Genomic DNA, 22,447 nt, shown 5'->3' on the forward strand with positions numbered 1-22,447 from the left:
TACCTTTTTGGGCACCTTATTATCGAGGGCGTATCCGCCTCTCTTATTGTCCGATGCCTGAGGTTTCGGCTTCCGTAGACCCATCGTTAATTTTTTTGACGCCGATGTAGATTGTCGTATCGGTGCGCGTCACTTCGGCATCGAAGGCCTGCGCCACGGCATTGGAAAAGCCTTCGGGATCATCGGTGGAAAACCGGCCGAACAGGCGCTCGCCGCCAAGCGCCGCGTCCCTGATGACGATCTGTGTCCGGTTATAGCGGTTATAATCCGACGCCACGTCCGCCAGCGTCTTGCCGGCCAGGGCGATCTTGCCTTCGCGCCACGCCAGCGCGTTATCGACGACTTCGGGCGCGTGATAAACCGCCGCCTCGGCCTCGCCGATAAAGGTGCGATCGCCGGCCTTCAGGATCACGGCCGGACGGTCGGCGCCATTAAACCAGGCCTTGACCGTGCCTTCGGTAACCAGGACTTCGGCGCCATTGTCGCGGCGGCGGACCGAAAAGGCCGTGCCGACCGCCTGGACGCGTGCATCGCCCGCCGCCACGACGAAGGGGCGTTCAGGATTTTTGGCGACCTTGAACCAGACCTCGCCCTTGACCAGTTCGACATGGCGCTGCTTTTCCGTCATGGCGACGCGGATGGCGCTTTGGGTATTGATGGCGGCGATCGAGCCGTCGCTCATCGGCAGGCGGCGGATTTCACCGGTTCGCGTGGCCGTTTCCTCGCCGCGCAGGGTGACGAACAGCCCTGCCCCACACGCGGCCATCAGCCCGGCGGCGATCCCGCCACTGGTCAGCACCTTGCGCCGCGACACGGCATCGCGCACCGCCGGCCAGGCCGTGGACGGCCCAAGCGCCTTGGCGCGCGACAGCGACGACCACGCCGCCTGCGCACGCAGCAATGCGCCGCGCCGGCGTGGGTCGCCGGCCAGCCAAGTGCCTAGCGCCGCCTCGTCCTCGGGGCTCAAGGGGCGATCCTTGACGGCCCACAGGCTGGCGGCCACCTCTATCTGTTCACTGGTTTCGGGCGGCGTCACGCTTCAACTCCTTTTGCGATCCCTGGCCCTGATCCTCCGAGGCCATGGACCGCATGATCAGCCGCAGACCCTTTGCGGCTTCATTTTCAACCGTGGTTTCGCTCAGGCCCAGCACCCTGGCGATTTCCTTCTGCGGCATGCCCTGCACTTTCCGCATCTCGAACACCTGTCTGCAGCGCGACGGCAGGGCCGCGATCAGCCGCATAACGCGCTTGAGTTCATGGCGCGCCGCGGTTTCGCGTTCGGGCGACGGCGCGTCGCTCATGACGTCGAGGCGATCGATCTCGTCGACGCTGTCTATGCGGACGATCCGCGCCCGGCGGATGCGCATGAAGGCTATGTTCTTGGCGACCGTGAAGAAATAGGCGCGCGGTGACAGGATGTGCTCGACGGTGGAAAGCTCCGCGATCTTGCAATAGGCTTCCTGGATAATGTCCTCGACGTCCTCGCGGCCCAACCGCGCCCGCCGCAACCAGGCGCGCAGATCCGCTTCGTGCGGCAGGATGTTTGCTCCCACCCAGCGGATAATATGGTCCGGCGCCGATTCCATAGACATGCTCCTGATCTATTAGATGCCTGAGGATCACGCTTCCGTAAAACAACATCACAAATTTATGTATTTGCCACTTTTGTGCTCCGAAACCGGCCACTTCGCGGCTCAAAGCGCCATTTTTCGGACCTTATTTGCCGATTACAGTGAACCAACAAGGCTAGGTAATGGGCGACTCCTTGTTGAAAAGGCTCTCGATGAAAACGTTTAAAACCGGTGCTCTGCTGCTCGCGCTTCCCCTGATGCTCACGGTTTCGGCTTGCGCCAGCCACAAATATGTCGATGAAAAAGTCGGTGTCGTAAATGGCCGCGTCGATCAGCACGACGCTCATCTGACCCAGCTCGACCAGACGACGCAGGAGGCGCTCAACCGCGCCACCGCCGCCGGCAAGCTGGCCGAAGGCAAGTTCAACTATTCGATCGTGCTCAGCGACGACAGCATCAAGTTCGACACCGAAAAGGCCAACCTGTCCGACGCCGCCAAGGCGACCCTGACCGATCTCGCCACGCGGCTGAAGAGCGACAACCGCAATGTTTATCTGGAAATCCAGGGCTATACGGACTCGACCGGCACTGACGCCGTCAACTATCGCCTGGGCGCGGAACGGGCCGACAGCGTCCGCCGCTTCCTGAACAGCCAGGGCGTATCGCTCAATCGCATGGCGTCGATCTCGTACGGCTCCGAACAACCCGTGGCGAGCAACAGCAACGCGTCCGGCCGCGCCGCCAACCGCCGCGTCGTCATCGTGGTTCTGTCGTAAGACTTTTCCTTCCTACTCCTCCCCACATTGTGGGGAGGGGGGCCATCTGCGGAGCAGATGGTGGTGGGGCCTTCTTTCCAAGCCCCTAAAAGGTGCCTTCAGCCCTACCCCGCCTTCGCGGCCGGGACTTCCTCGGCGGGTGCCTCATCCTTGCCCAGCACCTTGGCGACCAGGTGGATCAGGTCGCGCATATCGAAGGGCTTCGGCAATTGCTCGACCGCGCCGACGTGGCGGGACGCCGCCAGCACCTGCTTGGGATCGACCTTGTTCTCGATCCCGGCCGACATGGCGATGATATTGATGTGCGGCCACTCGCTGCGGATCTTCATGATGCCTTCGATCCCGCCCATGCCCGGCATGAAGATGTCGGCGATGACCACGTCGACCATGTCGAGATTGGTCTTGGCAAACGCCTGCTCCATCGTCTCGGCGACCGAGATCTGATAGCCCATCTCAGCCAGCACGGTCGAGATCAGGGTGCGCAGATTGGCGTTGTCCTCGACCACCAGCAGGTGCTTCTTGGCCTTGCGGTCGCGGTGATACTTGGTCGTGTCGTTCAGAAGCGTCTTCAGCCGCTCGGGCGAAAACGGCTTGGGCATGATGAATTCGGCGCCCAGCGCGCGGGCCTGGTCGAAGGTCTGCTGCACGCCCTGGCGGCCATAGACGGTATCGGCCATGATGGCCAGCGGCGTCGCCGGCGCGCGTTCGCGGATCTGGTCCATGATCTTGAAGGTACTGTCCGGGCCGACATAAGCCTCGAACATCAGCAGATGGAACTTGGTGGCGCGCATCATCGACAGCGCCATCTTCTGGTCGAACGCCAGGATGGCGGACCACTTTTCCTTCTCCAGCATCTTTGAAATGTACTGGGCCTGGCCGCCGTGGCTGTCCAGTACAAGTACGCTACCCCTACTCATAACCGCTCTCCTCGAGGCAGGTTGTCCGAGTGATTTTGACGCGAGTGTAAATTAGGAGGGATTAACAAGCCGGAAACGGCGTTATTCGTTACGCCGCCAGCGATTTTTCGCTCAAAACCGCTTCAACCAGAAACGTCAGGTCGGTCGCGGTAAACGGTTTCGGCAAAAGCGCATGGGCGCCGATATGCTTCGCGGCTGACAGGACCTGCGTGCTTTCGACCTTCGCTTCCGCGCCGGCCGACATGGCGACGATCGACACTTCGGGCCAGGTCGACTTGATAATGCTGATCCCTTCGATCCCGCCCATCCCCGGCATGAAGATGTCGGTGATGACGATGTCGACGTGAGCGATGTCGATCCGTTCGAACGCCTCTTCCATAGAGCGCGCCTCGGAAATACGGTAGCCCTTTTCGGCCAGGGCCATGGTCGTCAGCTTGCGCACCACGCGGCAGTCGTCGACGACCAGGATATGTTTCGGCGGCACCGGCGCACGGCGCATCTTGATCGCCTCGTCGAGGATGATCTCAAGCTGTTCCGGCGAAAACGGCTTGGGCAGGACGAAGTCGGCCTGGGCCTGGCGGGCGGCGTTCAACGTTGCATTGAGCGCGGCGCCGCCTGCCCCGCCGGCGGTCATGATGGCGATCGGCACATTGCGCGCCATCTCGCGGACCTCGGGCAGGTGCATCAGCGTATTGCCGCCTTCGACATAGACGTCGAACAGCATCAGGTCGACGCGGTTGACCTTGAGCTGGGCAAAGGCGGTCTTGTGGTCAAAGCTCAACACCGCCGACCACCCCAGGTTGGTCAGCATGCGGGAAATCAGTTGGGCCTGAACGCGGCTGTCTTCGAGTACTAAGACTGTGCCTTTCGACATCTCGTCCCCCTATATGACAGTGCGCAGACTTTAGCATAAAGCCGTTATGCCAAGGTAAACGGAACTGTCACATTCGCTAAAAAACCTTTGCGTTGAAACGGTTACGATGTCACCGGTGTCGTGCTTGCGCTTCACCGCCGAACGCCTCTATGAATGCGGCCATGTTTGCCCTCATCTCGCCCGCCAAATCGCTGGACCTGACGCCCCATGACGTCGCGCAGCCGACGCAACCGCGCTTCCCCGCTGAGACCGAAAAGCTGATCAAGGCGCTGAAAAAGCTGAAGCCCAAGGCCATCGCCGAGCTGATGGACATCTCGAAGGCGTTGAGCGAGCTCAACCACGGCCGCTTCCAGGGCTTCGAGGACCAGGCCGCCATGCCCGCCGTGTTCATGTTCGACGGCGATGTCTATACCGGCCTTCAGGCGCGCACCCTGGATGCGGACCGGATCAAGTGGGCGCAGGATCATTTGCGCATTCTGTCAGGGCTTTACGGCGTGCTGAGGCCGCTGGACGCCATCCGCCCCTACCGCCTGGAAATGGGCTCAAGCCTCAAGGTCGGCCGGGCAAATTCGCTCTATCAGTTCTGGGGTGACGCGATCGCCAAAAGCCTTGTCACGGAAGCGAAGGACGCCGGCACCGACACGCTGGTCAACCTGGCCAGCACAGAATATTCGCGCGCGGCCCTGACGCCGGCGCTCAGGCTCAAGGTGGTCAGCCCGCGCTTTCTCGAAATCAAGGGCAACGAAGCGAAGATCGTGTCCTTCTTCGCCAAGAAGGCGCGCGGCCTGATGGCGCGCTACATGATCGACCACCGCATCGACCGGGCGGACGGCCTGAAGGACTTCGACAGCGAAGGCTACAGCTTCCGGCCCGACCTGTCGAAAGACGGCGACTGGGTCTTCACCCGTCCGCAACCCGAGCCAGTGTCAGCGAAGAAAAGCTAAGCGCGGTTCCGCCCGCCCCCTCCAATTAAGAAACGTCCGCTTTCGTTCACTCCGAACAGTTCCTCGGACACTCCACGTACGCGGACACGCCTTTTCTTCAAATTGTCAGACAGTTAGGCGCCCTTCCCAAACCACCGTACAATTGCCCGCAAAGCGAAATAAAAAACTGCCGGGGATTGGTACGCTGCCTAACTACAATGCACCCGCCCTCCAGAAGGGACTGGATATCCTTGAGCACCTGGCCTCTAGCGCCACGCCCCTGTCCATGACGCAACTGGCGGAGCAAATGGACCGGTCGGTATCCCAAATCTACCGTATGATCCTCGTCCTTTGCGATCGTGGCTACGTCCAGGCGCGGGACCATGGCTTTACGGTGACGTCCAAGGCATTCTGTCTGGCGCTCGACCGCCCGGAGGTGGATGCCCTGCTGACCATTGCCGAGCCGGAAATGCAGCGCCTCGCGCGCGCCACCCGGCGGACCTGCTACCTCAGCGCCGCCCACGACAAGGTCGTCATCGTGGTCGCCGTCCAGCCCTGGCTGGGGAAGTCCGGACTGGATGTCCGCGTCGGCATGCGTCAGCCGCTTATCAATACCGCCTCCGGCCAGGTGCATTTCGGCTTTCAGTCCGATGCCGGTAAGGAGAAGTGGCGGCAGGCATTGGCTGAAACCGAGGACCAGGCAACGCTTGCCCAATTCGTGAAGGACGCTGACCGCGCCGCCGCCTTGGGCCAGGCCGAGCGCACGCATCGCCATATGGATTGCCTGACGGAAATATCGAGCCCCGTGACGCTGCGGAAAGACCAGGTGTTCGCGCTTTCGCTGTTGTACCTGCACCGCCCCGGCAGCGACGATTTCACGCTTTGCCGCACCGAACTGTCACAGGCCGCCTGGCAGATCACGCAGGCCTTGCGCGTTCAGCAGGCGTGGCCGGATCGTAGTGGCCATCAGAGCCAGTCCGTAGAGATGGACGGAAGGAACTTAATAGCGGGTTAGCACACAGTGTAATCCGAAGAACGTCAGTATTGAGTGCTAATTACTGATTTCTTTCACGCCACGGTGAAAACTTCGAGGTGTCATAAACCCACACCTCTGGCGGTAGCACCTCGCCATTGGCCAGCCTCGCTGCGCTCCATCTAGATGTCCAGTCGTCAATAGCTTTTCTCTGACTACCATCTAAACCGCCCCAAGCGCCAATATAGATAGCCTTGGCTTTAACTTTGCTTTCGCCCAGAATATTGAATAGATGAGAGTCGCGCTCGTTTAAGCTGTGTCCATATGTGAAGAGAACGCATTCCGTTCCCCTGAGACCACTTTTAAGTAGTTTAGATGCCTTCTTGAGATAAGCACTTCTTTGGATTCGTTCGGATTTGGCGACACTCGTCCCTTCAGCCACGATGACGGGAAATTCACCTTGATTAAGTCGCTCGCGCATCTGATCAATTAGCCTACCCCCTCCGGGATAGTGCAGCTTAATCTGCTGGTTATCGCGCTCGAATAAGTGCAATGCGCCATGCAAGTAGACAAGCCCAGGGTCTATTTTTTCAGGCTGCCAAGCGCCACCTGAACCTTCGTGGTTGTCATAACACCATAGTCTTCGCTTCTTACGCACAACCACCCAATAGAGTAATAAATCGTAGTTGGTCGTATAGACCCGCCCTCTAAGCTGACGGCGACTAATTCCGACAAAATGCTCAAGGAAGCGCGTGCAATGATCCGCCTCGTCATCTGTCACGTTAACCGAACTGTGCGGATGCACCTTCGACAAAGCGCGAAGAAATGCGGAATTTATTTCATCTTTGTGTAACTGGCTCTGCGCATTCTCTAATGCCAATTCAAAATCATTCGCGCCTTGCTCTTGAAAAATTCGTGCGACCTCAGAACTGAATGGCTTCCCGCTTTCGAAAAGTGAGTCGTAGTTGAACGATTTTCGTGCATTTATACTAAAGCCGTTGCCTAGCAGTAGATGTCTTTGGCATTTGTCTGTTTGAGCAATAGCCTTTTCAAATGTAATTTCTTGCGGGCCAGATTGGATGCTCACGGAATCTCCGTTACGACACATTGCATATAAGCTTCACGCCACGAATAACTACCGTAAGACGATTCTCACGAAGCCCATGCAATTTCGACGTTCAGTGATTTTGGGTGTCGAGTCAGAATGTGCGGTAGTCTCCTTGCGCATGCCGGACATGGTACGCCCACGTGCTGGGGCTCCCGCACCTCCACGCTTTCGGCGACATGCCTTTTTCGACTGTGGCGGCACGCGGCTCCTGCTGTCGCCGGCCGAGGACGAGGGCCAGTCCCTCCTCTACATCACCTGCAGCGATATCCACGCCACGCAAAAGCGGCTGGAGGCGCGCGGCGTGACATTCATCAATGCGCCGCACATGATCCACCGCCATGACAACGGCGTCGAGGAATGGATGGCCTTTTTCAACGACAATGAAGGCCGGCCACTGGCGCTTATGGAGCAGGTTGCGCCGTCCGCATAAAAAAGTTCGGCCTGACCGAAACCTTCGCGGACAATCGGGCGTAAACATGAGCAAGACCGCAATCCAGCGGCTCGAATCCCTGAAGCTGACGGAGCAAAACAATGATGAGCGTCAAGCGTACCTTCACCACCCTGATCGCAGCCACCTTTGTCCTGGCGGCGGGTTCGGCCTTCGCCGGCCTGCCCGAAGGCGCCAAGGCCCCCGACTTCACGCTGCAGGCCGCCCTGGCCGGCAAGCCGACGACCTTCACGCTGAAAAACGCGCTGAAAAAGGGCCCGGTCGTCCTCTACTTCTTCCCGGCCGCCTTTACCGCCGGCTGCACGCTGGAATCGCACAAGTTCGCCGAGGCCAATGACGACTTCAACAAATTAGGCGCCACCGTCGTCGGCGTAACCGCCGGCAATGTCGACCGCGTCGCCGAGTTCTCCAAGACCGAGTGCCGCGACAAGTTCGCCGTCGCCGCCGATCCGGGCGCCAAGGTCGCCGCGCAATATCAATCCACCATGGAAGGCAAACAGATCTCCGACCGCACCTCCTACGTCATCGCGCCGTCGGGCAAGATCCTCTTGAGCTATACCGACCGCAACCCCGAAGCGCACATCACCAAGACCATGGAAGCCGTGCGCACCTACAAGGCCAAGAAGGGCTAGGACGCCATGCTCGCCGCGATTGCCGCCGCCCTCATCGGAGGCGTGATCCTCAACCTGATGCCGTGCGTCTTTCCAGTTATCTCGCTGAAGGCGCTCAGCCTCCTCAGGCACGGCGACAGCCCGGCGGCGGCGCGTAAAGACGGCGCGGCCTTCGCCGCCGGTGTCGTCGCGACCATGCTTTTGCTCGCGGGCGTGCTGATTGCGGCGCGCGCCGGCGGGGCCGCCATCGGCTGGGGCTTTCAGCTCCAGTCGCCGGTGGTCATCGCCGTGCTGGCGCTTGTCATGCTGGGTTCGGCGCTGAACCTGGCCGGTCTGTTCGAAGTCGGCGCCTCGGTCCAGGGCGTGGCGGGCGGCATCCAGGTCAAAAGCGGGCCAATGGGTTCGGCCTTGACAGGCGCCCTGGCCATCGTCGTCGCCACGCCCTGCACCGCGCCCTTCATGGCCGGGGCCGTGGGTTACGCCCTCGTCCAGCCGCCGCTTGTCGCGCTCGCCGTCTTCCTGGCTTTGGCGATTGGCTTTGCCGCGCCGTTCACGCTCATCGCCTTTGTTCCGGCGCTGGCGCGGATGATGCCCAAGCCCGGCGCGTGGATGGAGACGCTCAAAAAAGCCCTCGCCTTTCCGATGTTCGGCGCCGCAGCGTGGCTCGCCTGGGTGCTGGCGCAACAGGCGGGCACAGATGCCCTGGCAGGCTTGTTTATCTCCGCCGTGGTGTTGAGCCTCGCCTGCTGGCTTTACGGGATGGCTCAGCGCCGCCGTCTGATGGGGCAAAAATCCGTGGCCCTGTTCGCCGTCACCGCCGCCTTGGGCGCCCTGCTCATCGTGCCGGTGGTCCATCTGGCCGGCGCCGCGCCTGTGGCGGCCAAGGCCCCGAAAGGCAGCGAGACGATCGCCTGGTCGCCGCAGGCCATCGCCGAACATCAGGGCAAGGGCCGGCCAATCCTGGTGAACTTCACCGCGTCCTGGTGTATTACCTGTCAGGTCAATGAGCGCACCACGCTGTCGACCCCGGCCGTCAAGGCGGCCCTGGAACGCACCGGAAGCCTGTACATGATCGCCGATTCGACCAACTACAATCCGGATATCGAAAATGCCCTGGCGGCTTTGGGGCGCGGCGGCATGCCGGTCTATGTGGTCTATCCGGCCGACGGCGGCGCGCCGAAACTGCTGCCCGAGGTCTTGAGCCCCGACATCGTCATTACCGCTTTGAACGAGGCCTCTTGACGGAACAGCGCAAGGACAGCGACGCATCGCGCGCCGAATGGCCGGCATGGATGCAGCGCGCCCAGGACGGCGACCAGGCGGCCTATAACCGCCTGCTCAAGGCCATGGTGCCGCTGATCCGCAAGGTCGTGCGCCGCAAGATCGATGACGCGATCCTGGTCGAGGATGTGGTTCAGGACACGCTTTTGACCATCCACCGCGTGCGCGCGACCTACGATCCCTCACGGCCCATCCTGCCGTGGGTGTCCGCGATCGCCAGTTCGCGCGCCATTGACGCCTTGCGTAAGCGCGGCCGCCACCGGTCGCGCGAGGTCCACGATGACGACGCGCTCAATACCTATGCCGACGACGCAGTGCCGGCGGATGACGCGGGCCACGCCCAGGATATCCGGGAGCGCCTGAGCCACCTGCCGGACCGGCAAAGGGAAATGGTCGAGATGGTTCACTTACGCGAAATGAGCCTGAACGACGCCGCCAAACACAGCCAACTGTCCATCGGGGCGGTCAAGTCGCTGCTGCATCGCGCGCTTGTCCGCCTCCGCCAAACCGGAGCCGACGATCATGGATGATCACGATGCGCTCATCGATACCCTAAGCCGCGAGGCCGCGCCCGTGAAACGCCCGCCCGCCCCGGCCGTCCGCGCTGCCGTGTGGATCGCCCTGGCCCTGCCATGCGGCGCGATCGTGGGCCTGTGGCTGAGCCGCCGGTTCGCCGACTGGTCGATGCCGGCCGCCGCCTGGGCGCTTATCGGGCTGGCGGCGGCGTTCGCGCTGGGTGCGATCGCCATGCTGTCGGCGTTCAACCTGACGATCGCGGGCCGCAAACCCGTCACATGGCCGTGGTTCGCCGCCATCGGCGCCGTCTGGCTGGCGTCCGGTCTCGTCGGTGTATCACAGGCCGCCGATCCATGGGGCCATGTTGGCAGCGGCTGGGGCTGTTATCTGTTCATGGTGACCGTCAGCGTGCCCATGATCGCCTTGTCGATCGTGGGTCTAAACCGGACGCGGACGCTCTATCCGCTGCGGTGCCTGAGCATTGCGGGGCTTGGAACGGCCTTCATGACGGCGGCGCTTCTGGCGCTCTGCCATCCGCCGACCGGCGACCTGCCGGACCTGGTCATGCACCTGCTGGCCGGGGCGACCATCATTGCCGTCACGGTCGTACTGGGCCGGAAATGGGTAGCTGTTTAGGACGCGACGGCGACCGAGGCGTGGCCCTGCCAATAGGCGTCGACGTCCCCGCAGATCTGCTTGACGTCATCGAAATAGAAGGGCTTGGGCAGCAGGAAGGTGACACGGCCGCGGCGGGCCTTGTTGAGTGCATCGGCGCCCGATTCAGGGTCGTTGACCCGGCCGGCGGTCATGATGGCAATCGGCGCGCCGCGCGACAGCTCGCGATAAGCAGGCAGTTCGTCGAGCGTATTGTGGCCTTCCATGAAGACATCGAGCACCAGCAGGTCGAACCGGGCGGCGCGCAGGGCCTCATGGGCGGCTTCCGGGGTTTCGACCCAGATGGCGTCGTATCCCGCCTTCTGGAACATCTTGGAAATAATGGTTCCCTGGGTACGGCTATCTTCGAGGACGAGCGCGCGTTTGGCCATCGGATGGTTTCCAGTTTTTTCTGGGAACCTACAATATATCCACAGCCCCTAAGATTAGGTTACCTGCGCTATTTTACCGGGCTCACCCGACAAAACCCGCCGCACGGCGGATGCGGTCATTGATCGCCTCGCCTATGCCGTCTTCCGGAATGGGCGCGATTTCGATGACCGGCGGGTTGAGCCGGTCGGCTTCGCGAAGGGCGCGGAACAGCCGGGCAGCAGCTTCGGAGAGGTTGCGGTCCGCGCTCAACTGCACCACCGGGCCGTCGTGTTCAACCGGCCCGAACGCCAGGTAGGCCGCGCCGGGCGATGGTGTGGCGACATTGATCCTGACCGGCGCATCGGGCGCGTAGTGCAGGCTCAGACGGCCGGGTGAGCGGTGACCTTCGGAGGCGTCGGCGGCCAGTGGCCCGATGACGGCTTCAATATCGGCACGGGTGACGGCCCCTGCTCTCAGGTAGCGTGCGTCTTTCAGCAGGCTGACAACGCTTGATTCGACGCCGATGCCACAGTCGCCGCCATCGGGCGATGCGGCGACAAATGCGCCGGTCTCGTCGAAGGCGTCGGCCTGTGTCGTCGGGCTTGGACGCCCTGAACGGTTGGCCGACGGCGCGACAACGCCGAAATCGACGCTGTTCAGAATCTCAAGCGCCATCGGATGATCGGGCATCCGGATCGCGACGCTGTCGAGACCGGCGCGCGCCAGGTCACAGGCGGCATCAAAGTCGCGCACCGGCAGCACAAGCGTCAGCGGCCCCGGCCAGAACTTCGCGGCAAGCGCCTCGGCGCGATCATCGAAGACGCCAATCCTCCGTGCCAGCGCAACTGAGCCGACATGGACGATCAAGGGATTGAAGCGCGGTCGCCCCTTGGCCTCGAAGACCTTGACGACGGCGTCTGCGTCGTCCGCCCGCGCGCCGAGACCATACACGGTCTCAGTCGGCAGGTGGATCAGATCTCCGTTCGTCAACGCCTGGACAGCGGCCACAATGCTCACTTAGATTTGGCCTTCAACGTGATATCGACCTTGATCTTCGCCGGAATTTCGTCGGTCGAAGCCCATTCGCCCGAGCCAACGCCATGGGCGATGCGGTCAACATTCGTGCTGCCTTTCATCTGCGCCACACCGTCCTTGATGGTCAGCGTAAACGGCAGGTCGACAGCCTTGGTAACGCCGTGCAGGGTCAGGCGGCCATGAGCGACGTACTTATCCCCGCCGGTCTTTTCGAACTTGCGCGCATCGAACACCGCCTTGGCAAAGTTGGCCGTATCGAAGAAAGACGCGCCCTTCAGGCTGTCGGCGTAGTCGTTGTTGCTGGCGGTGACGGACGCCAGGTCGATGGTGACCTTGACGCGTGACTTGTCCAGTTGCTCGGGATCGAACGCGATGTCGGCCGTATAGCCTGGAAATGCGCCCGTGACGGTCTCTCCCTGAAAGACGGTCGAGAAGCTGATCTTCGTGACCGACTTGTCGACCGTCCATCGCGCCACCGGCATGGCCGAGGCGGTCTCGGACACCGATGCGGACGCCGCTACCGACACGGACGCCTCCGCCACCGGATCGCCGGTTTCGGCTTCGGCGGAAGCGACGGCTTCCGCGGCTGGCTGCGGCGCGGGCGCGGTCTTAGGCTTGCCGTTATAAACGCCGTAGCCGATGCCGACCGCCAGCAGGATGACACCCAGCGGCACGATCCAGCGCCAGTTGGCGATGGGACGCGATTTCAGCCCCGGCACCATGTGCTCAAGCAGATTGTCCTTATCGACCAGTTGATGCTTCAGCGCCGCCAGCACATGCAGCGGGATCATGCCGTAGATCAAAAGCTTGGCGACCAGATTGTGGATGGCCTCGAAAGTCTCATGGATCGCCTTGGCATTCGGCGCATCGCCCTGCGGCACCGGCAGGTGAAACCATTCCATGAAGAAGAAGGGAATCGGCCGCGCGCTGGTCGAAACCATCAGCCAACCCGACAGCGGCATGGCGATCATGACGACGTAGAAGCCAAGGTGCAGCGTCTTGGCGGCCAGGGCCTGCCACTTCGGCATCGGCGGTTCCGGCGGCGCCTTATAGGCCAGACGAACCGCGATGCGGACAAAGGTCAGCAGCAGGATCGATATGCCGATCGACTTGTGCAGGTTGATGATCGAACGGAACCACGGCGATTCCGCATCCAGCCGCCAGCCGAGAAACACGTTCAGCAGGATCAGGAAGGCGATCAGCCAGTGCAGCCAGCGGCTGTAGCGATTGTAGGACGCGGTTTCCATAAGCCCTCTCCGACCCAAGGTTTTACGCACATACACCGGTTTCCCGGCGTTCGTCATGCGTCAATCCATATGTAACTGATACTATTTCATATCAAGACGCAATAGGATTTTGCGGCACGCAAAAAGTTGACGTTCACGTAAAATCAACTTGCCTGCCCCAAGGTCAATAATAATAATGAGAAAGAAAAACAGGGACCGCGGACATGACCTATCGCCCTTCCGTCAAGGACATCGCCTTCTGCCTCGACCACGTCTTCGGCATGGAGCGTCACTATGGCAGCGCGGCCTTCCCCGATTTCGACAGGAGCTTGCGCGACGCCGTGCTGGAGGCGGCCGGACAATTGGCCGGCGATGTGCTGGCGCCGCTGAACCGCGTCGGCGATCTCAACCCGTCGAAGCTGGATGGCGATCGGGTAATCGTGGCGCCCGGTTTTCTCGACGCCATCAAGGCCTATGCCGAAGGCGGCTGGTACGGCGTGGCCGCCGATCCGGCCTATGGCGGCCAGGGCTTGCCCAAGATGCTGGAGCAGGCGTGCTTCGATATATTCCACGGCGCGAATATGGCCTTTACGCTGTTGCCGACGCTCAGCCAGGGCGCCATCGAGGCCATCCACGCCCATGGCACGCAAGCGCAGAAGGACCTGTTCCTGCCGAGGCTGATCGCCGGCCAATGGTCAGGGACGATGAACCTGACCGAGCCGCAGGCCGGTTCGGATCTGGCGGCACTGACGACCAAGGCCGAGCCAAACGACGACGGCACCTATCGCATTACCGGCCAGAAGATCTTCATCACCTGGGGCGAGCACGACGGGGCGGAAAACATCGTCCATCTGGTGCTGGCGCGCCTGCCCGATGCCCCAAAGGGCACGCGCGGCATTTCGCTGTTCCTGTGTCCGAAATTCCTGCTCGACAGTGATGGCAATCCGGGCGCGCGCAACAGCGTTAAATGCGTCGGCCTTGAACATAAGCTAGGCATTCACGCTTCGCCGACCTGCGTCATGGCGTTCGAAGACGCAACGGCCGAGCTGATTGGCGCACCGCACGGCGGGTTGGCGGCCATGTTCACCATGATGAATGCCGCGCGCCTGGCGGTCGGCTTCGAAGGCGTTGGCGTCGCCGATGCCGCCTGGCAAAAGGCGCGCGCATACGCCGCCGAACGCCGCCAGGGCCGGTCCTTGATCACGGGCCAAGACAGCGCCTTTATCTATGACCACCCCGATGTGCGGCTGATGCTGGCGGTGTCAAAAGCCAAGATCGAAGCGGCGCGCGCCATCTGCATGGCGACCGCCGCGGCCATCGACGAAGGCCAGTTGGGCGGTAGCGACCGCGCCAAGCGCCGCGAGGACTTTCTGGTGCCGATCGCCAAGGCCTGGGCGACCGACGTCGCCTGTGAGGTGGCGTCCAAGGGCGTGCAGGTTCACGGCGGCATGGGCTTTATCGAAGAGACAGGCGCGGCGCAATTCTATCGCGATGCCCGCATCGCGCCGATCTACGAAGGCACCAACGGCATCCAGGCGGCCGATCTGGTCGGCCGCAAGCTTGGGAGCGACGGCACGGCCGCCAGTGAATTGGCAGCAGATATCGAAGGCTTTATCGCAGGGGTGTCGGGTGCCTTCTCCGCCGAAAGCGCCGCGCTGACCGAAGCCCTGACGGCCTTCCGCCAGGCCAGCGACTTCCTTGTGACGCAAAAGACCGCCGCCCCGTTGGACGTCGCATCTGGCGCTACGAGCTACTTGACGCTAAGTGGCGACCTGATCGGCGGCTGGCTGCTGCTGAAAGGCGCTCTCGCGGCTGAAAAGCTTCTCGCCGATGGCCAGGGCGACACAGTGTGGCTGAAAGATCGTATTCTGCTGACCCGCCTCTACTTTACGCAGGTCTTGCCCCATGCCTCCGCGCATCTGGCGGCGATCAAGGCCGGCTTCAGTGCCCTGGATGGCCTGGAACTGAGCCTGGACTAGCCTACGCTTTGAGCCACGGAAATCACTGAGCGCTAACACGGAATTCGAGTGTGGCAGCTAACTTTAAGAGTAACACCATCTTCGCCCTCCCCATTTATGGCGAGGGGGGACCATCTGCGGAGCAGATGGTGGGCGGGGCCTGCCACAGCTCCATAGCCAGCGCAATTACGCCGTTAGCAGCCTCATCTGGATCGGCCAACAGTTCACTTGCAGCGATGCGGCATACAAAGATACCTTGTTGTGAAAGCCATTGGTCACGTTTCTCATCGTGAGCTCGCTGACGGTCTCGCGTGTGCACCTCACCATCTACCTCGATGCATAGTTTTGCTTTCGGGCAATAGAAATCGAGCACATACGTGCCAATTGGATGCTGATTACGAAAAACGAGTTCGCCGGTTCGCTCTTTCAACCGTAGCCAAAGCCACAGTTCGGGCTTGGTAAGTTGCTTTCGCAGCCGCCGAGCCGTTTTGTTCGTTGCTCCCTCCCGCAGTGTTCGTTTCATCTTTCTTATGGCCCCGCCCACCGCCTTCGGCGGTCCCCCCTCCCCATAAATGGGGAGGGCGAAGACTACAGCCATGTAAAACGCAGGCGTTTCGTATCGGATTTCATATTATCCATGGCTCCCTAACCGGAGACGCCAAGACCCTCACTGCGTCTCGGCCAGACCCTCGCCCGTGATCGGCTTGGCAGCCGCGCCGGCAGTGCCGGAATTGCCAGCGCCCGTCATATCCGACGTGTCGGTTGTGGCGCCACCCGGCGTGCCCTTGGCGGTCGGCGGCGCGACCTTCAAAGCTGGAACCGGCGCTACGCCCTTTGCCTGCGCCTTCAACAGAATATCGATCGTCTGGCGGACAAACACAGCCTCGGTCACGACGCCCAATTCCAGGCGCTGGTTCTCGTCCTCGACCTGCTTGATCAGCACGCCGGCGACAAAGCCGCCCGCCTTGCTGGTGGCGGACTTCATAAACACCGGCCCGCCCGAATTACCCGGCACGGCGGTCAGATCGATCAAAAACGTCGGATAGGTCGCCGACGGCGCCACCGGATACGACGCCAGACGCCCGGCGCGCAGGATCGGGAAGCCCGACACATTGGCCGACAGGCCGTGCGGATAGCCCAGGGTCATCATCTCCTGGCCGGCCGTGACCTTCATGGCCTCGAACGTGCCCTCGTCCGCCAGAAGGCTGTACGGAATGACCTGGTCCTTGATGCTTTCCGGCATCTTGATGGGGATAACGGCAATGTCCTGGCCCGGATGCTGGGTATAGGTCGGCGCACCCGCAGGCGTGCGGATGGCGATGGTCGACGGCATGTAGGACCAGGTGCCCTTGGCTGACGGCACGCGCCAGCCGACTCGGACGTCCTTTTGCGGCATCTTTTCAAGAACGTGGGCCGCGGTCACCAGAACCGTCTGGGTCTGGCCGCCCGGCATGGGCACCGACACCAGGAACCCGGTGCCGACCATGCGCTTGGCCTCATTGATCGGCTGGTCGATCTGCACCGTCGCCTTGATCAGCGCCACTGTCAGGTCAGCATCCATCATGCCCGAAGGTCCCCCATGATACGCGCGAAACTCATAATCTCTACCCTGCGAAATATCATGTTATCGGCTCCATATGGGACCAACATGCGAAAACGCACGGATTTCCGGAAACTTATTTGACGCCCTTTGGCGAATGGGTCAAACGGTTTCGTTAATCACTGTGACCCAGCCCGGCCGATCTGAAAAGCTGCTTTGCGAAGAATAGTCGCGTTTGCGGCCAAGTCTGGCTTTAACATCACAGGTATCCGGATAAGCCCCTCGCCTTCGAGAGACACGCCTTGACCAAAACCCTTCCCCTAGCCCCTCGCCCCGCCCAGATCCCGTTCGAGATCGAACAGCTCGGTGAAAAGCGCGTCGACAATTACCGCTGGATGAAGGACGACAACTGGCAGGCGGTTCTGCGCGATCCCGGCCTGATCAAACCCGAGATCAAGGCGACGCTTGAAGAAGAAAACGCCTATTCGGCCGCACTGCTCGACGGCACCAAGGACCTGCAGGACGCCATCTTCGCCGAGATGAAGGGACGCATCAAGGAGGACGATTCAAGCGTCCCCGGCCCCGACGGCGCATGGGAATACTATAGCCGCTACAATATCGGCGCCCAGCACCCGATCGTGGCGCGCCGCCCGCGCACCGAAGGCAGCCCGCTCACGCCCATCCCGAGCGTCGAGGAAACCGCCGCCAGCGAACAGATTCTCCTCGACGAAGAAGCGAGAGCGCAAGCCGCGAAGGCGCAGGGCAACGATTTCTATGAGACGTCCGATGCCCAGCACAGCCCCGACCACAAGCTGTTTGCCTGGGGCGAGGACACGCAAGGCTCGGAATATTTCACCATCTTCGTCCGCGACCTGGCAACCGGCGAAATCCTCCCCGACCCGATCCAGAGCAGCAATGGCGGCTTCACCTTCTCGCCGGATTCGCAATATATCTTCTGGGTGTGGCGCGATGAAAACTCCCGTCCCGCCAAGATTTTCCGCCGGCCGGCGCGCGGCGGCGAAGATGTGATTATCTACGAAGAGCCCGACGAAGGTTTCTTCCTGCATATCGGCACGCTGTCGTCGGACGCCTTTATCTCGATCGGCACGGGCAACCATGAAACGTCGGAGACCTGGCTGATCGACGCCCGCGATCCGACATCTTCGCCCTTCTGCGTAGAGCCGCGTTCCGAAGGCATCCAGTACGATATCGACCACTGGGACGACCGCTTCATCATCCGCACCAATGCCGACGGCGCCATCGACTTCAAGCTGATGGAATCAACCGTTGATCGACCGTCGCGCGACACCTGGCGCGATCTGGTCCCCTACCGCCCCGGCATCTACATCACAGGCGCAGGCGTCTTCAAACGCCACATGGTCCGCACCGAACGCCAGAATGCCAATACGCGCATCGTCATCACGCGCAAGTCGGACATGTCCGAGCACATCATCGCCGTCGACGAAGAGGCCTACAGCCTCGGCATGTCGGGCGGCTATGAGTACGACACCAACATCCTGCGTTATGGTTATACATCGCCGACCACACCCGCCCAGACTTTCGATTACGACATGGAGACGCGCGAACGTATCCTGCGCAAGACCCAGGTCATCCCGTCGGGCCACAATCCGGCCGACTATGTCGCGCGCCGGCTCTATGCCACCGCACAAGACGGCGAGCAGGTGCCGGTGACCGTGCTGATGAAGGCTGGCACGCCGCTGGACGGCAAGGCGCCGCTCCTGCTCTACGGCTATGGTTCCTACGGCATGTCGATGGACCCAGGCTTCTCGATCCGTTCTCTAAGCCTCGTCAATCGCGGCTGGATCTACGCCATCGCCCATATCCGCGGCGGGTCCGAAAAAGGCTACGGCTGGTTCCTCGATGGCCGCAAGGACAAGAAGGCCAATACCTTCAGTGACTTTATCGCCTGTGCGGAATCGCTGACGGACGCAGGTTACGGCTCGAAAGGCCGGATCGTCGCCTATGGCGGATCGGCCGGCGGCATGCTGATGGGGGCGGTCGCCAATATGCGCCCGGACCTGTGGGCCGGCGTGATTGGTGCCGTCCCCTTCATCGACGTCCTGAACACCATGAGCGACACCTCGCTGCCCCTCACCCCGCCGGAATGGCCGGAATGGGGTAATCCGCTGGAAGACAAGACGGCCTACGACTACATCAAGTCCTACAGCCCCTACGACAATATCGACGCCAAGCCCTATCCGCCCGTGCTGGCGACGGGCGGCTTAAGCGATACGCGCGTCACCTACTGGGAGCCGATGAAATGGATCGCGAAACTGCGTGAAAAATCGACCTCTGGGGCGCCCATGCTGCTGAAGATCAATATGGATGCCGGTCATGGTGGCGCATCGGGACGCTTTGACTTCCTGAAGGAAATCGCCTTCGACTACGCCTTTGCCATCTGGGCTATGGACAAGTCATGGCAATCCTGATCCGCGCGGCAACCGACGGCGATTTCGCCGCCATCACCGCCATCTATGCCTGGAACGTTCTGAACGGCACCGGCACGTTTGCTTTGGAACCACCTTCGGAAGCTGACATGCTGGCCAGTTTCCACAGCATCCAGTCTCTGCGCCTGCCCTATCTGGTAGCGGTCGACGGCGATGAGGTGGTGGGCTATGCCTATGCATCGCAGTTCCGGCCCCGGCCGGCCTACAGATACGGCGTCGAAGACAGTCTCTATCTGGCGCCCGGCCACGTCGGCAAAGGCATCGGCAAGGCCCTGCTCAATGAACTGATTACGCAGTGCACCGCACGCGGGCTCTACACCATGATTGCCGTCATCGGTGATCGCGACAATGGCCCCTCCATCGGCGTCCACCGCGCTTGTGGGTTTACCGAGACCGGGACACTGCCGCGCGCCGGCTTCAAGTTCGGCCGCTGGCTTGATGTCGTCTTTATGACGCGCGACCTGCTGCCTCAGACCGACAGCCCGGAAGGTGACGGCTGGGCGGGATAATCGGTATCAGCCGTACGCCTTTTGCATCCGGCGCTTGAAAGCTTCCGGGCCGAAGCGCTGCGGTGCTCCGCTGTTTTCTGCTTCAATCAATGCGGCGCGTATGCTCTTGGGCCGGGATTTAACCTGGACGACTTGCTGGCAGGCTGTTGGGAGCGTCTGGCGCATGGAACCTACGATGCCTTGCGGGGCAAACAGGTCTGAATTGTTAGGAAGAGAAAAGTGGCTGGGGAACTAGGACTCGAACCTAGAATGACGGTACCAAAAACCGGAGTGTTACCATTACACCATTCCCCAGCAAAAGCTGGCCTCACCGGCTGAACCACAAGGGCTTGCGCCGGGAGAGGCGGTGAGATAGCGCAAGGTTTCCGCCAACGCAATCCCTTGATTGTGTTTTCCGGCAACTTTTTCAACAGCCTTTTGCACCGGACCCCATGCCCGCCCCTGCCCTGTCGAAATGCGTTCTCCTTCCCGGCCTCGACGGCAGCGGGATATTCTTCGCCGAATTGACCGAAGCCTTGCACGGTAAGGCCGAGACACTTGTCCTCACCTATCCCGAACACGGCCCACAGTCCTACACGGCGCTGGCCGACCACCTCAGGCGCCAGATGCCGGACGAGGACTACGTCATCGTGGCCGAATCGTTCGCTGGTCCGTTGGCAATACTCCTGGCCGCCCAGGCGCCGGTGAAGCCTAAAAGTCTGATCCTGGCCGCCAGCTTTGCCCGCAATCCGTTTCCGCTGTTCGGCGGCATGTTCGGCAACGCCCTGCCCGGCCTCATCAACGACAAGGCCCTGCCGGTCATGGAGGCCGTGCTGCTGCGCCCCGGTGACCACGAAATGACCTGGAAGGTGTTCCAGACCGTGTCCAGGCTCGATCCGAACGTCTTGCGGGACCGCATCAAGGCCGTCACGACCTGCGATGTCACAAAGCCTCTGGCGCAACTCGACTTGCCGATCCTTTACCTGCAAGGCACTGAGGACAAGCTGGTCTCCGCCGCCCACGGCGCGTTGGTTGCCAGGACCGGCAAGCACGTGACCTTGGCCCGCGTGGCCACGCCGCATTTCGTCTTGCAGTACGATGTGGACGCGACGGTCCGCGACCATATCCTGCCCTTCCTCGAGGCGTGCGCATGAGCCTCCATCTCACGCCCGAAGTCGCGGCCTACAACCAATGGATGGCCTTCAGTTTTTACCACTTCGTGGGAGAAGACATCGTCGCCGGTGCGCGCCAGCTCCGCACCACGGATCTGGCCCAGGCCATGTTTGACGCGCCGGTCGCCATCGTCTCGCACGGCACCGAGGCCGATCCGATCTTCCGCTACGCCAATGCGAAGGCGCTCGATCTTTGGGAGATGGACTGGGAGACCTTTACCCGACTGCCCTCGCGGCTCAGCGCCGAGCCGGAAAGCGGCGTCCAGGGTGACCGCGACCGATCGCTGAAATCCGTACTCGAAACGGGCTTTGTCGACCACTATTCCGCGATCCGCATTTCCAGCCGGGGCCGGCGCTTCGAAATCCACGATACGGTTCTGTGGAATGTCATCGATCGGAACGGCGTCCGCCACGGCCAGGCGGCGTTTATCCGCGATTGGCGCTATTTGTAATTTATGCTATCTGCCGGCCATGTTCGAGCAAGGTTCCCCGCCGCAGCCATTCGTCATTGCTGCCTTTTATCACTTCTTCCCGTTTCCGCAGTTCGAGGCCATGCAGGCCCCGATGCTCGACCGCCTGAAGGCCTTGGATATCAAGGGTTCGGTGCTGGTCACGCGCGAAGGCGTCAACTCGACCATTTCCGGTACGCGCGGCGCAATCGACAGCTTTCTGACCTATCTCCAGGACGACATCGTCGGCGGGCCGATCCAGTGGAAGGAGTCCTACGCGGCCTTCCAGCCCTTCGGCAAGGCGCGGGTGCGGCTCAAGAAGGAGACGATTTCGCTGGGTGAACCGGTCTCGATGGACCGCTTCGGCCAGTACGTCAAACCCGCCGACTGGAACGCCCTCATCAGCCGAGATGACGTCGTCATCATCGACACACGCAACGATTACGAGGTCAATCTCGGCACCTTCAAAAACGCCATCGATCCGCAAATTCCGAACTTCAAGCACCTGCCCGCCTGGACGCGCGAACAGGCGGAAACCCTTAAGGGTAAAAAGATCGCCACATTCTGCACCGGCGGCATCCGCTGCGAGAAGTTCACCTCTTGGCTGATCGATAACGGCCACGACGACGTCTACCACCTGCAGGGCGGCATCTTGCAATATCTCGAAGACGTCCCGCAGTCCGAGTCGCTTTGGCAGGGCGAATGCTTCGTCTTCGATGAGCGAATCGCCGTCGACCACGACCTGAAGCCATCGCAAACAGCGGTGCTTTGCCTGTACTGCGATCATGCCCTGACGGCTGAGGACCAGCAGAGCCCATTTTACGTTAAAGGCCGCTCCTGCCCCCACTGCCACGGCCGCGACGAACACGCGCACGATCAGCCGAAACGCCATGCTTTCCCCGGACGCACGAAATTTTAGCGTCTCCGTGCTAAAAGGTGTGGTGTAGCGTGGTCACAATCGCTGCTTTTGGCGGCCTTTTCGGCCAAAATGACAGCGACTTCATTTGACCTTCGCGCATTAACGATTATTGTATTAACCGGATGCGCCGTTTCGGCGTGACGGGGGAGTCGCGGGTCTTAGGGCCCC

At 61.5% G+C, this 22,447-nt stretch carries 25 protein-coding genes and 1 tRNA gene; 14 read left to right on the forward strand and 12 right to left on the reverse strand.

The features are described 5' to 3' along the window. Positions 1-43: 43 nt before the first annotated feature. Together J2X24_RS06905 and J2X24_RS06910 are read right to left on the reverse strand one after the other, a co-directional pair. Complete coding sequence (locus J2X24_RS06905) at positions 44-1,036, reverse strand: FecR family protein (protein ID WP_209718645.1); 993 nt, start codon at positions 1,034-1,036, stop codon at positions 44-46. Further along, complete coding sequence (locus J2X24_RS06910; protein WP_209718647.1) at positions 1,014-1,586, reverse strand: RNA polymerase sigma factor; 573 nt, start codon at positions 1,584-1,586, stop codon at positions 1,014-1,016. Before J2X24_RS06910 ends, J2X24_RS06905 begins: the two co-directional genes overlap by 23 nt. A gap of 197 nt (positions 1,587-1,783) precedes the next feature. Between J2X24_RS06910 and J2X24_RS06915 the strand changes: the two genes are divergently transcribed. Beyond that, entirely contained in the window at positions 1,784-2,347 is a 564-nt protein-coding gene (locus tag J2X24_RS06915) for an OmpA family protein (protein WP_209718650.1), read from the forward strand. Positions 2,348-2,451: 104 nt separating this feature from the next. Here J2X24_RS06915 and J2X24_RS06920 read toward each other — a convergent pair whose 3' ends face one another. Next, a complete protein-coding gene (locus J2X24_RS06920; RefSeq protein WP_209718653.1) occupies positions 2,452-3,264 on the reverse strand; it encodes a response regulator in 813 nt (270 codons plus the stop codon). 88 nt (positions 3,265-3,352) lie between these two features. Beyond that, on the reverse strand, positions 3,353-4,138 hold the full coding sequence (locus J2X24_RS06925; protein WP_209718656.1) for a response regulator: 786 nt from the start codon (positions 4,136-4,138) through the stop codon (positions 3,353-3,355). A 161-nt stretch (positions 4,139-4,299) separates the two neighbouring features. Here J2X24_RS06925 and yaaA point away from each other — a divergent pair, with 161 nt between their 5' ends. Together yaaA and J2X24_RS06935 are read left to right on the forward strand one after the other, a co-directional pair. Further along, complete coding sequence (gene yaaA, locus J2X24_RS06930) at positions 4,300-5,082, forward strand: peroxide stress protein YaaA (protein ID WP_209718659.1); 783 nt, start codon at positions 4,300-4,302, stop codon at positions 5,080-5,082. Between the two features lie 142 nt (positions 5,083-5,224). Continuing rightward, the gene (locus tag J2X24_RS06935) at positions 5,225-6,076 is read left to right on the forward strand and encodes an IclR family transcriptional regulator (RefSeq protein WP_209718662.1); all 852 of its coding nucleotides are present in this window, start codon (positions 5,225-5,227) and stop codon (positions 6,074-6,076) included. Positions 6,077-6,116: 40 nt separating this feature from the next. Here J2X24_RS06935 and J2X24_RS06940 read toward each other — a convergent pair whose 3' ends face one another. Next, a complete protein-coding gene (locus J2X24_RS06940; RefSeq protein WP_209718664.1) occupies positions 6,117-7,121 on the reverse strand; it encodes a DUF4917 family protein in 1,005 nt (334 codons plus the stop codon). Between the two features lie 148 nt (positions 7,122-7,269). On the opposite strand from J2X24_RS06940, the gene J2X24_RS06945 reads away from it, so the two are divergent. From J2X24_RS06945 to J2X24_RS06965, 5 genes are all read left to right on the forward strand, one after another. Beyond that, positions 7,270-7,572 carry a VOC family protein gene (locus J2X24_RS06945; RefSeq protein WP_209718667.1) on the forward strand — a complete coding sequence of 101 codons (303 nt, stop codon included), beginning with the start codon at positions 7,270-7,272 and terminating at the stop codon, positions 7,570-7,572. 101 nt (positions 7,573-7,673) lie between these two features. After that, complete coding sequence (locus J2X24_RS06950) at positions 7,674-8,222, forward strand: peroxiredoxin (protein WP_245344511.1); 549 nt, start codon at positions 7,674-7,676, stop codon at positions 8,220-8,222. 6 nt (positions 8,223-8,228) lie between these two features. Further along, entirely contained in the window at positions 8,229-9,443 is a 1,215-nt protein-coding gene (locus tag J2X24_RS06955; protein WP_209718670.1) for a protein-disulfide reductase DsbD family protein, read from the forward strand. Continuing rightward, on the forward strand, positions 9,440-10,012 hold the full coding sequence (locus J2X24_RS06960) for a sigma-70 family RNA polymerase sigma factor (protein ID WP_209718671.1): 573 nt from the start codon (positions 9,440-9,442) through the stop codon (positions 10,010-10,012). The genes J2X24_RS06955 and J2X24_RS06960 overlap by 4 nt, the downstream gene beginning before the upstream one ends. After that, complete coding sequence (locus J2X24_RS06965; protein WP_209718674.1) at positions 10,005-10,634, forward strand: NrsF family protein; 630 nt, start codon at positions 10,005-10,007, stop codon at positions 10,632-10,634. The genes J2X24_RS06960 and J2X24_RS06965 overlap by 8 nt, the downstream gene beginning before the upstream one ends. Here the strand turns inward: J2X24_RS06965 and J2X24_RS06970 are convergent. The 3 genes from J2X24_RS06970 to J2X24_RS06980 form a co-directional block, all read right to left on the reverse strand. Further along, on the reverse strand, positions 10,631-11,044 hold the full coding sequence (locus tag J2X24_RS06970; protein WP_209718677.1) for a response regulator: 414 nt from the start codon (positions 11,042-11,044) through the stop codon (positions 10,631-10,633). The two genes, J2X24_RS06965 and J2X24_RS06970, sit on opposite strands and share 4 nt — an antisense overlap. Positions 11,045-11,126: 82 nt before the next feature. After that, positions 11,127-12,041, reverse strand: a complete 915-nt coding sequence (locus J2X24_RS06975) for an L-threonylcarbamoyladenylate synthase (protein WP_209718680.1) — start codon at positions 12,039-12,041, stop codon at positions 11,127-11,129. Next, complete coding sequence (locus tag J2X24_RS06980; RefSeq protein WP_209718683.1) at positions 12,038-13,306, reverse strand: cytochrome b/b6 domain-containing protein; 1,269 nt, start codon at positions 13,304-13,306, stop codon at positions 12,038-12,040. The genes J2X24_RS06975 and J2X24_RS06980 overlap by 4 nt, the downstream gene beginning before the upstream one ends. 203 nt (positions 13,307-13,509) lie before the next feature. Here J2X24_RS06980 and J2X24_RS06985 point away from each other — a divergent pair, with 203 nt between their 5' ends. Next, on the forward strand, positions 13,510-15,264 hold the full coding sequence (locus tag J2X24_RS06985) for an acyl-CoA dehydrogenase family protein (RefSeq protein ID WP_209718686.1): 1,755 nt from the start codon (positions 13,510-13,512) through the stop codon (positions 15,262-15,264). A gap of 94 nt (positions 15,265-15,358) precedes the next feature. Here J2X24_RS06985 and J2X24_RS06990 read toward each other — a convergent pair whose 3' ends face one another. Both J2X24_RS06990 and J2X24_RS06995 read right to left on the reverse strand, forming a co-directional pair. Further along, positions 15,359-15,766: an endonuclease domain-containing protein gene (locus J2X24_RS06990; RefSeq protein WP_209718689.1), complete on the reverse strand. Its 408-nt coding sequence runs from the start codon at positions 15,764-15,766 to the stop codon at positions 15,359-15,361. Positions 15,767-15,910: 144 nt separating this feature from the next. Beyond that, the gene (locus J2X24_RS06995; RefSeq protein WP_245344512.1) at positions 15,911-16,807 is read right to left on the reverse strand and encodes a trypsin-like serine peptidase; all 897 of its coding nucleotides are present in this window, start codon (positions 16,805-16,807) and stop codon (positions 15,911-15,913) included. A 278-nt stretch (positions 16,808-17,085) separates the two neighbouring features. Between J2X24_RS06995 and J2X24_RS07000 the strand changes: the two genes are divergently transcribed. Both J2X24_RS07000 and J2X24_RS07005 read left to right on the forward strand, forming a co-directional pair. Next, positions 17,086-19,233, forward strand: a complete 2,148-nt coding sequence (locus tag J2X24_RS07000) for a S9 family peptidase (protein ID WP_245344513.1) — start codon at positions 17,086-17,088, stop codon at positions 19,231-19,233. Further along, the gene (locus J2X24_RS07005) at positions 19,221-19,760 is read left to right on the forward strand and encodes a GNAT family N-acetyltransferase (RefSeq protein ID WP_209718692.1); all 540 of its coding nucleotides are present in this window, start codon (positions 19,221-19,223) and stop codon (positions 19,758-19,760) included. The genes J2X24_RS07000 and J2X24_RS07005 overlap by 13 nt, the downstream gene beginning before the upstream one ends. A 6-nt stretch (positions 19,761-19,766) precedes the next feature. Here the strand turns inward: J2X24_RS07005 and J2X24_RS07010 are convergent, their stop codons facing one another. Both J2X24_RS07010 and J2X24_RS07015 read right to left on the reverse strand, forming a co-directional pair. Further along, positions 19,767-19,925 carry a hypothetical protein gene (locus J2X24_RS07010; protein WP_209718695.1) on the reverse strand — a complete coding sequence of 53 codons (159 nt, stop codon included), beginning with the start codon at positions 19,923-19,925 and terminating at the stop codon, positions 19,767-19,769. Positions 19,926-19,980: 55 nt separating this feature from the next. Continuing rightward, a tRNA-Gln gene (locus J2X24_RS07015) sits at positions 19,981-20,054 on the reverse strand. A gap of 137 nt (positions 20,055-20,191) precedes the next feature. Between J2X24_RS07015 and J2X24_RS07020 the strand changes: the two genes are divergently transcribed. From J2X24_RS07020 to trhO, 3 genes are read left to right on the forward strand one after another with little or no spacing between them, the layout of a single operon-like run. Beyond that, positions 20,192-20,893: an alpha/beta fold hydrolase gene (locus tag J2X24_RS07020; RefSeq protein WP_209718698.1), complete on the forward strand. Its 702-nt coding sequence runs from the start codon at positions 20,192-20,194 to the stop codon at positions 20,891-20,893. Beyond that, positions 20,890-21,363, forward strand: a complete 474-nt coding sequence (locus tag J2X24_RS07025; RefSeq protein WP_209718709.1) for an MEKHLA domain-containing protein — start codon at positions 20,890-20,892, stop codon at positions 21,361-21,363. The genes J2X24_RS07020 and J2X24_RS07025 overlap by 4 nt, the downstream gene beginning before the upstream one ends. A gap of 19 nt (positions 21,364-21,382) precedes the next feature. Next, entirely contained in the window at positions 21,383-22,279 is an 897-nt protein-coding gene (trhO, locus tag J2X24_RS07030) for an oxygen-dependent tRNA uridine(34) hydroxylase TrhO (protein WP_209718711.1), read from the forward strand. The last annotated feature ends 168 nt before the right edge of the window (positions 22,280-22,447 follow it).

The organism is Asticcacaulis solisilvae, assembly GCF_017875235.1.
GTDB classification, from domain to species: domain Bacteria; phylum Pseudomonadota; class Alphaproteobacteria; order Caulobacterales; family Caulobacteraceae; genus Asticcacaulis; species Asticcacaulis solisilvae_A.